General features: G+C 59.7%; 10 protein-coding genes. 2 read left to right on the top strand and 8 right to left on the bottom strand.

Features of this window, described 5'->3' with window-relative positions:
• Positions 1–200 precede the first annotated feature (200 nt).
• The 7 genes from folK to dksA all read right to left on the bottom strand — a co-directional run bounded on the left by folK (position 201) and on the right by dksA (position 8,934).
• Entirely contained in the window at positions 201–686 is a 486-nt protein-coding gene (gene folK, locus ACMXYJ_RS06030) for a 2-amino-4-hydroxy-6-hydroxymethyldihydropteridine diphosphokinase (protein WP_415759110.1), read from the bottom strand.
• Between the two features lie 3 nt (positions 687–689).
• Complete coding sequence (locus tag ACMXYJ_RS06035) at positions 690–2,090, bottom strand: polynucleotide adenylyltransferase PcnB (RefSeq protein WP_415759111.1); 1,401 nt, start codon at positions 2,088–2,090, stop codon at positions 690–692.
• A 741-nt stretch (positions 2,091–2,831) separates the two neighbouring features.
• The gene (locus ACMXYJ_RS06040) at positions 2,832–4,268 is read right to left on the bottom strand and encodes a sigma-54-dependent transcriptional regulator (RefSeq protein WP_415759112.1); all 1,437 of its coding nucleotides are present in this window, start codon (positions 4,266–4,268) and stop codon (positions 2,832–2,834) included.
• Between the two features lie 22 nt (positions 4,269–4,290).
• On the bottom strand, positions 4,291–7,245 hold the full coding sequence (locus ACMXYJ_RS06045; protein WP_283181693.1) for a sensor histidine kinase: 2,955 nt from the start codon (positions 7,243–7,245) through the stop codon (positions 4,291–4,293).
• The gene (locus ACMXYJ_RS06050) at positions 7,229–7,405 is read right to left on the bottom strand and encodes a hypothetical protein (RefSeq protein ID WP_003176118.1); all 177 of its coding nucleotides are present in this window, start codon (positions 7,403–7,405) and stop codon (positions 7,229–7,231) included. The genes ACMXYJ_RS06045 and ACMXYJ_RS06050 overlap by 17 nt, the downstream gene beginning before the upstream one ends.
• 77 nt (positions 7,406–7,482) lie before the next feature.
• Positions 7,483–8,379 (bottom strand): tRNA glutamyl-Q(34) synthetase GluQRS, encoded by an 897-nt coding sequence (gene gluQRS / locus ACMXYJ_RS06055; protein ID WP_415759113.1) that lies wholly within the window; start codon positions 8,377–8,379, stop codon positions 7,483–7,485.
• A 114-nt stretch (positions 8,380–8,493) separates the two neighbouring features.
• Positions 8,494–8,934 carry an RNA polymerase-binding protein DksA gene (dksA, locus tag ACMXYJ_RS06060; protein WP_007902025.1) on the bottom strand — a complete coding sequence of 147 codons (441 nt, stop codon included), beginning with the start codon at positions 8,932–8,934 and terminating at the stop codon, positions 8,494–8,496.
• 332 nt (positions 8,935–9,266) lie between these two features.
• Here dksA and ACMXYJ_RS06065 point away from each other — a divergent pair, with 332 nt between their 5' ends.
• Together ACMXYJ_RS06065 and sfsA are read left to right on the top strand one after the other, a co-directional pair.
• Positions 9,267–10,439 carry a pyridoxal phosphate-dependent aminotransferase gene (locus tag ACMXYJ_RS06065; RefSeq protein ID WP_415759114.1) on the top strand — a complete coding sequence of 391 codons (1,173 nt, stop codon included), beginning with the start codon at positions 9,267–9,269 and terminating at the stop codon, positions 10,437–10,439.
• Positions 10,439–11,152, top strand: coding sequence for a DNA/RNA nuclease SfsA (sfsA, locus tag ACMXYJ_RS06070; protein WP_415759115.1), 714 nt, complete (start codon positions 10,439–10,441; stop codon positions 11,150–11,152). The genes ACMXYJ_RS06065 and sfsA overlap by 1 nt, the downstream gene beginning before the upstream one ends.
• Here sfsA and ACMXYJ_RS06075 read toward each other — a convergent pair.
• On the bottom strand, positions 11,149–11,466 hold the full coding sequence (locus tag ACMXYJ_RS06075) for a Rieske (2Fe-2S) protein (RefSeq protein ID WP_008153288.1): 318 nt from the start codon (positions 11,464–11,466) through the stop codon (positions 11,149–11,151). The two genes, sfsA and ACMXYJ_RS06075, sit on opposite strands and share 4 nt — an antisense overlap.
• Between the last annotated feature and the right edge of the window lie 37 nt (positions 11,467–11,503).

Raw genomic sequence — 11,503 nt, forward strand, 5'->3', positions numbered from 1 at the left:
AGTCAATTGCGTGTGTTACCGCATTGTTACGCGTGGGGTGTTACCGGGGTAACTGATGCGATTCAGCAACTACCAATCTCATGTTCGACACAAAACCAATGTGGGAGCGGGCTTGCTCGCGAAGGCGGTGTGTCAGTTAATATTGATGCCGAATGGCACACCGCCTTCGCGAGCAAGCCCGCTCCCACAAGGGATTTGCATTAATTCGGAGGGAGGCGTTCCAACCCGACGAACGGGCAGGCAGCGAGCAAGTCACTCAGGCTGCGGCCATCGGCCAGACGCAAATCCGCAGGCGCCAGTTCGGCCAGTGGATAGAGAACGAAAGCTCGTTCCTGCAGATGGTAGTGAGGCACCTTGAGGCGAGGTTCATCGATCAGCCGGTCACCGAACAGTACGATGTCGAGATCCAGCGTACGCGGCCCCCAACGTTCAAGGCGCTCGCGGCCCTGTCCGTTCTCGATGGCTTGCAGCGCATCCAGCAGCTCCAGCGGCGGGAGCGTGCTGTCGAGGGCGGCAACCGCGTTGGTATAACGCGGTTGACCGGGCAACAGCGAGTCGCTCTGATAAAACGTGGAAACCCCGATCAGTTCGGTCTGCGGCAATTGTGCCAGCGCCTCGACGGCGCTGCGCAATTGTTCGGCGGGGTCAGCCAGATTGCTGCCCATGCCGATGTAGATGCGTTCCATGGATTACTCGCCCGTGGCGCTCGGTGCGCCGGCGGTGCGTTTGCGCTTGGCGCCACCGCTACGGCGACGTTTGCGTGGAGCGCCAGTGCCGTCATCCTTGCCGCTGAGGTCGCGGATCATGTCGCGACGTTCGCTGTCATTGGCGTCCTGATAATCCGTCCACCATTCGCCCAGGCCATCGGTCTGCTCGCCAGCGCTTTCGCGCAGCAGCAGGAAGTCGTAACCGGCACGGAATCGTGGGTTGTCCAGCAACAGGTCGGCGCGCTTGCCGCTGCGGCGTGGCAGACGCTCCTGCATGTCCCAGATCTCGCGGATCGGCATGGTGAAGCGTTTCGGAATCGCGATGCGCTGGCACTGTTCGGCGATCAACTCGTGAGCCGCTTCCTGCATGGCCGGAATCGGCGGCATGCCACGCTCTTGCAGGCGCAACACGCGGGCCGGCAGGGCAGGCCAAAGCAGCGCCGCAAACAGGAACGCCGGGGTCACCGGTTTGTTCTGTTTGATCCGCAGATCGGTGTTGATCAACGCTTCGCTGATTAGCGTGTGGGTATAGGTCGGGTTGTATTCCAGCGACTCGGCACTGGCCGGGAACAGCGGATCGAACAACTGCAGGTCGACCAGCATCTCGAAGGTGTCCGCGGCATGGCCGGAGAGGAACAGCTTGAGCACCTCTTCGAACAGACGGGCCGATGGGATCTCGCGCAGCATCGGCGCCAGTTCGCGGATTGGCGCGGCGCTGTGTTTTTCGATGCCGAAATTCAGCTTGGCGGCGAAACGCACGGCTCGCAGCATCCGTACCGGATCTTCCTGGTAGCGTTGCTTCGGGTCGCCGATCAGGCGGATCAGGTGATTGCGGATGTCGTGTACGCCGTTGGCGTAATCGAGGATGCGCTCGCTGACCGGATCGTAATACAAGGCGTTGATGGTGAAGTCGCGGCGTTGCGCGTCTTCTTCCAGCGTGCCGTAGACGTTATCGCGCAGGATGCGCCCGCTCTCGTTTCGCGAGGACTGGTTGCTGTCTTCCTCTTCGTCGTTTTGCGGGTGATTGGCGCGGAAGGTCGCGACTTCAATGATTTCGCGGCCAAAGTGGATGTGCACCAGCTTGAAGCGACGACCGATGATCCGCGCGTTGCGGAATTCGGCTCGTACCTGTTCAGGCGTGGCACTGGTGGCGACGTCGAAATCTTTTGGCGTGATGCCGAGCAGCATGTCACGCACACAGCCGCCGACCAGGTAAGCCTGGTAACCGGCGTTCTGCAGGCGTTCGACGATGTTCACCGCGTAGCGACTGAATTGGGCTTTTTGCAGCGAATGTTGGCCGCTGTTGAGCACTTCAGGCGTACTGCGAATGTGTTGCGTATGACGCTTGGGAGAACGGAATGACTGGAACAGCTTCTTCAGCATGGGATGCACTGTTTGAAGGAATGTTCGGCCAAAACGAAGAATGACCGCATGATGGGCGGGGATTCTAGCATTTAGTCGGGGGATGGTGTAGGAAGCTGCGCAAGCGCTTGAAGGAGTGGGCTTGTTGGTGCGGATTGGCTCTATGTAGCAGCTGCTACAAAGTCTAAACGCCAGAAACTACAAGGGGAGCCGAAGCTCCCCAAGAAAGTAGTTGCATGCTCTATTTTTATTTTTGATTCGGGCTTTTTGTTTTTGTTAAGTGCCCTCGCCATGAAGCTTTTCCTTCATGGCCCTCCCAATCGGGAGCCAAGAGCAAACGGATTGCTTTGGTCGCTGTGTTGCAGTGATCTTGCGATCCAACCAGTTCAGGCTCTGTCTTGTGACAGTTTTTGTTGTTCTCGGCCTGGTCGTGGGGCAAGCCCCAAATACAACGCCTCTCCAAAAGAATCAGTTAGCTGCGCCTCTCGCCGTCTTGTTTTTATTGTGCGTGAGTCGATACGTCTTATTTTTATTGTCTTGTGCATTGCTTGTTATTGTTCTTGTACCAAACATATAGCAGGGGGCGTGCCAACTTTTGCGAGACCCAGCAAAACAAGGGGTTAGGCCGGCGAGTGTGCTTTTCAGAGGCCAAAAAAAACCGGGGCTTCGTTACCGTAAGCCCCGGCTTCTGTTACGTGAAAAAACTGAGGTAACAGTTTTTCCACAGTGTCACGTGTTGCCCGCACATCAGACAGGTGCGGTTCAGCTCTCGCTGGCCACCCCGGTCTTGCGCCGCGGAATGCCCAGGCGCTGACGGCGTTCCCACAGGCATTTGCGACTGACACCGAGTTTGCGCGCCAACTCGGTTTCGGTCATGTGGTCCTGATGCTCGAGAACGAAGTGCTGGAAGTAGTCTTCCAGTGACAGGTCTTCGGTCGGCTCATGGCTATTGTTACCGGCAGCGCTGCCCTGTTGTGGAGGCAGGCCGATGAAATCGTCATCGTCCAGATCGCTCAGTTCAATGTCGATACCCAGCAGCTCGGCGGAAATCTCCGGGCTCTCGCACAGGATGACCGCACGTTCTACTGCGTTTTCCAGCTCCCGAACGTTACCCGGCCAAGAGTAATGACGAATGGCCTGCTCGGCATCCGGGGCGAACTTCAGGTCGGTGCGGTTGACCCGTGCGCTCTGCCGCGCCAGGAACGCGGTGGCAATTTCATTGACGTCGGCGCCACGTTCGCGCAGGGCCGGTAGTTTCAGGGCGATCACGTGAAGGCGGTAATACAAGTCTTCACGGAACTGGCCGATCTTCGCCAGGCTCTTGAGGTCCCGGTGAGTCGCGGCGATCAGGCGCACATCGACTTTCTGGGACTGCACCGAACCCACACGACGAATTTCACCTTCCTGCAGCACGCGCAGCAGGCGGGCCTGGGCTTCCAGTGGCAGTTCGCCGATTTCGTCGAGGAACAAGGTGCCGCCGTCGGCCGCTTCGACCAGGCCGGCACGCCCGGCGCTGGCGCCAGTGAACGCGCCTTTTTCGTGGCCGAACAGTTCGGACTCGATCAGGCTTTCTGGAATGGCCGCGCAGTTCACCGAAATCATCGGCGCCTTGGCACGTTTGGACAGGTTGTGCAGGGCGCGCGCCACCAGTTCTTTACCGGTGCCGGATTCGCCCTGAATCAAAACATTGGAGTCGGTTGGCGCGACTTTGCGGATCTTGCTGTACAGATCCTGCATCGGCGGGCAGGAGCCGATGATGCCGATTTCGCCGTTGTTGTTGCTGGCGCCCGGTTTCGCGGCGCCGTTGCCGGCTTTGCTGACGGCAGGCTCACCGCTGGCTTGCACAGCTTGACGGTCACGCAGGATTCGCGCGACGGCCTGGAGCATTTCGTCATGATCGAAAGGCTTGGCGATGTAATCCACCGCGCCCATCTTCATCGAGTCGACCGCCGAACGCAGGCTGGCGTAGCTGGTCATGATCAGCACCGGTGTGCCCTGGCCGAGTTTGATCAACTCGGTGCCAGGCGCGCCAGGCAGACGCAGGTCGCTGACGATCAGGTCGAACGTGGGAATGGTGAAGCGTTCTTGTGCTTCCTGCACTGAACCGGCTTCGCTGACCTGGTACTGGTTACGTTCCAGCAGGCGGCGCAAGGCGGAGCGGATAATTGTTTCGTCTTCGACGATCAAAATGTGCGGCATTGATTCGATACTCTCGACGGTCTCAGTTCACAGCGGACGTCGCTTCGACATGACGCGGCAAGGTCACCCGGATACGGGTGCCGCGTTGGCTTTGAACATCAGCCGGGCTGTCGATGGTGATTTGTCCATAATGCTCTTCAACGATGGAATAGACCAGTGCAAGGCCCAGACCGGTGCCTTCGCCAGGATCCTTGGTGGTGAAGAAAGGTTCGAACAATCTATCCATGATGTTCTTCGGAATACCGCTGCCTTCGTCTTCCACGATCAAGTCGACCGTGTGTTCGCCGGCTTCGCTTTTGACCCGCACCGCACTGCCGGGAGGCGAGGCATCGCGGGCGTTTGAGAGCAGGTTGATCAGTACTTGTGCAAGCCGCTGCGGATCGCCTTCGACCCAGTGATCGGGATCGCACAGGTTGTAGAACTGCACTTCGAAATTGCGCCGGTTCAGGGCCAGCAAACCGATGGCATCCTGGGCCACTTCCGCCAGACAGACGGGCTCGTCGCTGTGCTGATGACTGCCGGCGTGGGCGAAGCTCATCAGCGACTGAACGATGCGCGACACGCGTTTGGTCTGCTCCAGGATCTGCCCGCTGATCTCCTTCAGTTCGCTGTCTTCTTCGCGCTCTTCGCGCAGGTTCTGCGCCAGGCAAGCGATGCCGGTGATCGGGTTGCCAATTTCATGGGCCACGCCGGCAGCCAGTCGACCGATACTGGCCAGACGCTCGGAGTGCACCAGTTTGTCTTCGAGCATCTGGGTTTCGGTCAGGTCTTCTACCAGCAACACCAAGCCGCTGTTACCCGGTGCGAGCGGTTCATCGATCGCGGCTTTGTGCAGGTTCAGCCATCGGGTCTGGCCGTCGAGGGCCAGGTGCTGTTTGTGCAAATGTTCGTCCGGCAGATTGATGAAGCCTTGCAGCAGCTCTTTCCATGGATCGGCGATGGTGCTCAGGCGCGAACCGACCACACGCTGCGCGGCAATCCCGGTCAGCTCCTCCATGGCTTTGTTCCACATGAGGATTTCCTGATCCTTGGCCAGCGAGCAAACGCCCATCGGCAATTCCTGCAGGGTCTGGCGGTGATAGCGGCGCAGGGCATCGAGTTCGGCGGCAAGCCCGGTCAGGCGTGAATGGTAATCCTCGAGGCGACTTTCGATGAAGTGGATGTCTTCGGTGACGTAGTTTTCGCCGCCGGCCTTATAAGGCAGGAAAGTCTCGACCATGTCCTGAGCCACACTCGGCCCCATCAGGCCGGAGAGGTTGGCTTCGATGCGGTCGCGCAGGCGGCGCAAGGCATAAGGCCGGCGCTCGTCGAATGGCAGATAGAGGTCGCGCAGTGCTTGTTCGACTTCTTTCTGCGCAGCCTTGGCGCCCAAGGGTTTTGCCAGCTGCGTGGCGAATTCCTGAGGCGAGGCGGCGTGCAATTCGCGGCGTTGCGGGCGACGTACGTTGTCCACGGCGCAGGCTTCGGCGGCGCTGGCTTCTTCCGGGCTGGCGTTGGTGAACAGCGAGATCAGGGTGAACATCAGCACGTTGGCGGCCAGCGAGGCGATCGCTGCCATGTGCCAACTGGTGTCGTCCAGCACGTAGATCATGTTCAGCAGCGGGATGTAAAAGCCCTGCAGATTGCCGACCAGAGGCAGCAGCATGGTCACCAGCCACACCAGAATCCCCGCGAGCAAGCCGGCGATGAAACCGCGGCGGTTGGCGGTCGGCCAGTACAGTACCGACAGCACGCCCGGCAGGAACTGCAGGGTGGCGACAAAGGCGACGATGCCCAGATTCGCCAGATCCTGTTCCGCGCCCAGCAGCAGGTAGAAACCGTAACCGGCCATGATGATCGCGACGATCAGTCCCCGGCGGGTCCACTTCAGCCAGCGGTAGATATTGCCTTCGGCCGGCGGCTGATAGAGCGGCAGCACCAAATGGTTCAGCGCCATCCCGGACAGGGCCAGGGTGGTGACGATGATCAACCCGCTGGCTGCCGACAAACCGCCGATATAGGCCAATAGCGCCAGGGCCTTGCTGTTGGCGGCGATGCCGATACCCAGCGTGAAGTATTCCGGGTTGGTGGTCGCGCCGAGTTTCAGACCGGCCCAGAGAATCAGCGGTACCGCCAGGCTCATCAACAGCAGGAACAGCGGCAAGCCCCAGCTCGCACTGACCAGCGAGCGTGGGTTGAGGTTTTCGGTAAATGTCATGTGGTACATGTGCGGCATCACAATCGCCGAAGCGAAGAACACCAGCAGCAGCGTACGCCACGGGCCTTCCTGCAATGGCGTGTGCAAAGCGGCGAGGGCGGTCTGGTTTTGCAGCAGCCACAGTTCCAGCTGTTGCGGGCCGTCGAACACGCCGTACAGCGCGTAGAGACCAACGCCACCGATGGCAATCAGTTTGATCACCGACTCGAAAGCAATCGCGAACACCAGGCCTTCGTGTTTCTCGCGGGTGGCGATGTGGCGCGAGCCAAAGAAAATCGTGAACAGCGTAATCAGTGCGCAGAAGCTCAGGGCCACGCGATGCTGCACCGGCTCGCGGGTGAGGATGCCGATGGAGTCGGCCACCGCCTGAATCTGCAACGCCAGCAACGGCAGCACGCCGATCAGCATGAAGATTGTGGTCAGTGCGCCGGCCCAGGTACTGCGGAAGCGGAAGGCGAACAGATCGGCCAGCGACGACAGCTGATACGTGCGGGTGATTTTCAGGATCGGATACAACAGCACCGGCGCCAGCAGAAACGCGCCGGAGACGCCCAGATAGCTGGACAAAAATCCGTAGCCGTATTGATAGGCCAGGCCCACCGTGCCGTAAAACGCCCACGCACTGGCGTAAACGCCCAGCGACAGGGTGTACGTCAGCGGGTGGCGAATGATCGCCCGGGGGATCATGCCCCGTTCGCTGACCCAGGCTACGCCGAACAGCACCGCCAGGTAGGCGGCGCTGATCAGGATCATCTGGGTCAGGCTAAAGCTCATCGGCATCTTTTTGGCTCTGCAGGATGAAGGTCACGACGATCAGAATCAGCCAGAGCAGATAAGGGCGATACCAGGCGCCAGTGGCGTCGATCCACCAATCCATGATGGCCGGGGAGAACAGATAAATCCCCACTACCAGGAGCAGGACCAAGCGATAGATGTACATCCCGGCCTCTCTTTTTTATGCGCGTGCCCGAAAACGTGCGGCGATGGTAACGGATGGGCGCGCCACTGCAAGTGTGATCACTGTAGTTGCGCTTCGGGCAGGTTGAGTGTGCGCGGGATCAACACGGCATCCCAGTGGGCGATGCCCCAGTTCAACACTTCCCGTGGGGTGGCGTAAGCCAGTTCGGCACCTGGATTCTGCCCCAGTGCGCGCAACGCACGCAGCAACAAGGGAGTCGCCTGATCTTCGGTCAGCGGCGGCGAACGGTAGGACTTGCCGAGCTTGTTGCCATCGGGCTGGGTGATCAGCGGGATATGCAGATAGCGCGGTTGCGGCAGGCCAAGCAGTTCTTGCAGGTAGAGCTGGCGCGGTGTGGAGTCGAGCAGATCAGCGCCACGGACAATATCGGTGATGCCTTGCCAGGCGTCGTCCAGCACCACCGCCAGTTGATAGGCGTAGAGCCCGTCGCGGCGGCGGATCACGAAATCGCCGACCTCCCGGCCCAGGTGTTGTCGGTATTCGCCTTGCACCCGGTCGATGAAGTGATATTCCAGCTCGGGGACACGCAGGCGAATCGCGGCGTCTTCAGTGCCATGGCCGGCGTTGCGGCACAGCCCAGGATAAATCCCGTGATAGGGCGCAAGAGTTTTGCGTGAGCAGGTGCACGCGTAGGCCAGGCCGTGATTGAACAGGCGATTGAGGACTTCGGCGTAGGCATCGTGCCGGTCACTTTGTCGGACCATTTCGCCATCCCACTCGAAACCGTAGCTTTCCAGGGCTTTAAGGATCGCCGCTTGAGCGCCGGGCTCTTCCCGTGGCGGATCGAGATCTTCCATGCGCATCAGCCAACGGCCACCCACCGAGCGCGCGTCGAGGTACGAGGCCAGCGCTGCAACCAGCGAACCGAAATGCAGATGTCCACTGGGCGTGGGGGCGAAGCGTCCGATGTAGGGGGAGGAGACGATGGCAGTCATAAGGGCGATATTACTTGCATGGGCGTGCACCAACTACCTGTGGTTTTATGCCGAGGCGAATGTCAGAAACAAAAACGGAGCGTTCGCACGCTCCGTTTTTCGTTCAAGTCGAGATTACTTGCCGACTTGCTTTTCCTTGATTTCCGCCAGGGTCTTGCAGTCAACGCACATGTCGGCGGTAGGGCGGGCTTCCAGTCGCTTGACGCCGATTTCGACGCCGCAGGACTCGCACCAGCCATATTCTTCGTCTTCGATCAGTTGCAGCGTCTTGTCGATCTTCTTGATCAGCTTGCGCTCGCGGTCGCGGGCACGCAGCTCGAGGCTGAATTCTTCTTCCTGGCTGGCACGGTCTGCCGGGTCCGGGAAGTTGGCCGCTTCGTCTTTCATGTGATCAACCGTACGGTCGACTTCCTGCATCAAGTCCTGTTTCCACTTATTCAGGATCTTGGTGAAGTGAGCGCGCATGGGCTTGCCCATGTATTCCTCGCCCTTTACTTCTTTGTAGGGTTCGAAACCGCTGATCGACTGGTTTTGCTGCTTTGCTTGGGTGGGCATGAAATGGACCGCCTCTACTCTTGTAATCCATTGCGCAGGATTGCTCCATCACCGACACCTGCCGGCCCTGCGGCTGCAAGCGGGCGAACTTACCAGATCAAATCGGACCGCGCTACTCCCGGATGTCGAGGTAGTGGCCCGTTGTGCTTGCAAATGATTGCAAAGCCTTGTCTGGCGGTGCTGGAGGCCTGATCAATTATTGATTTTAGTCAAACCTGAGACACTCGCTTGAGTCGTTTGAGACCAGCGTTATATCGGTCTGACCGCTTTAGGTTCTCGCTCGTTCCTGCGCTTGGGTAGAATTGGTTTTTTTCCCCGTTGAAGGAAGGCTAATGGCTCAGTCCTACAGTGCCCGCAGTCGCGCGATCGAACCTTTCCATGTCATGGCGCTGCTGGCGCGGGCCAATGAGCTGCAAGCCGCTGGTCACGACGTGATCCACCTGGAAATCGGCGAACCCGACTTCACCACCGCCGAGCCGATCATTCAGGCCGGCCAGGCCGCATTGACGGCGGGGAAGACCCGTTACACCGCCGCGCGCGGCATTCCCGAGTTGCGTGAGGCCATTTCCGGCTTTTACCAGCAGCGTTACGGTTTGAACATCGATCCGCAGCGAATCCTCATCACGCCTGGCGGTTCCGGTGCGTTGCTGCTGGCCAGCGCCTTATTGGTGGATCCGGGCAAACACTGGCTGCTGGCGGACCCGGGATACCCGTGCAACCGGCACTTTTTGCGGTTGGTGGAAGGCGCGGCGCAGCTTGTTCCTGTAGGTCCGGACGTGCGCTATCAACTGACGCCGGACCTGATTGCCCGCCATTGGGATCACGACAGCGTCGGCGCCCTGGTGGCGTCGCCCGCCAACCCGACCGGGACGATCCTGACCCGCGATGAGCTGGCGGGCCTGTCTGCCGCGATCAAGGAGCGCCACGGTCATCTGGTGGTGGACGAGATCTATCACGGTCTGACTTACGGGACCGATGCGGCCAGCGTGCTGGAAGTCGATGACAGTGCCTTTGTACTGAATAGTTTTTCCAAGTATTTCGGCATGACGGGATGGCGACTTGGTTGGCTGGTGGCACCTGAAGCGGCGGTCGGTGAGCTGGAAAAACTCGCCCAGAACCTCTACATCAGCGCCCCGAGCATGGCTCAGCACGCCGCTCTGGCCTGCTTCGAACCCGCGACCATTGCCATTCTCGAAGAGCGTCGCGCCGAATTCGGCCGTCGTCGGGATTTCCTGCTGCCAGCCCTGCGAGAGTTGGGCTTTGGTATCGCCGTCGAGCCTGAAGGCGCGTTCTACTTGTATGCCGATATCAGCAAGTTCGGCGGCGATGCCTTCGCGTTCTGCCGACATTTCCTCGAAACCGAACACGTGGCGATTACTCCGGGTCTGGACTTCGGTCGTTATCAGGCTGGCCACCACGTGCGGTTTGCCTACACCCAAAGTCTTCCGCGCCTACAGGAAGCGGTCGAGCGGATTGCGCGCGGCTTGAAGAGCTGGCAAGGCTGATGCGTTTTCATCCTCCCCTCGAAGAAGGCCGTTTGATTCGTCGTTACAAGCGTTTTCTCGTCGATATCGAAACCGTTAACGGCGAGTTGCTGACCATTCACTGCCCGAACACCGGTTCGATGCTTAATTGCCAGGTTGAAGGCGGACAAGTCTGGTTCAGCCGTTCCAATGACCCCAAGCGCAAGTTGCCCGGCACTTGGGAAATCGGCGAAACCCCGCAGGGACGCTTGTTTTGTGTGAACACCGGACGGGCCAACGGATTGATCGAAGAGGCACTGCGAGCCGGTGTCATCACCGAATTGAACGGCTTTACTGAGCTGAAACGCGAAGTGGCCTACGGTCAGGAAAGCAGCCGCATCGATTTCCGCCTCGATTACCCGAACGGGCCGGCTTACGTGGAAGTCAAAAGCGTCACTTTGGGCTTCGATGGCTCATCGGTAGCGGCATTTCCCGATGCAGTGACCCAGCGCGGGGCCAAGCATTTGCGCGAATTGGCGCATTTGGCCCGGGACGGAATTCGTGCCGTGCAGTTGTATTGCGTCAATCTCACCGGCATCGACGCTGTGCGTCCGGCAGAAGAAATCGATTCGGCCTACGCCGCAGCCTTGCGTGAGGCGGTGTCGTGCGGGGTCGAGGTGCTGGCCTATGGCGTGCACTTGACCCACGAGGAAATGCAGGTCGATCGGCGCCTGGACGTGTTGCTCAACGGTTAAAGACTGACCCAGATCCCTTGCTCGTCTTCGCGACAGGCGACGGTGGTCAGGGACTGCCCGGCGCAAGGGCCGGCGACGCATTCCCCGTCTTCGATCAAAAACAGTGCGCCGTGGGTCGCGCACTGGATCAGGCTGTTGCTGGGATCGAGAAACTGGTCGGGCTTCCATTCCAGTCCCACGCCACGGTGCGGGCAGCGATTGATGTAGACGTAAACCTGGCCGCCACGGCGCACGGCAAAGAGCTTCTGGCCATCGATGTCGAAACCGCGACTGCTGGCATCGGCCAGCTCAACGCCTGCACAAAGAAACTTCATGTCTATCCTCAAGTCCTGCGGCTCGTGACTGGATATG

The organism is Pseudomonas arabinosi, assembly GCF_047758675.1.
In the GTDB taxonomy this organism is placed as follows: domain Bacteria; phylum Pseudomonadota; class Gammaproteobacteria; order Pseudomonadales; family Pseudomonadaceae; genus Aquipseudomonas; species Aquipseudomonas arabinosi.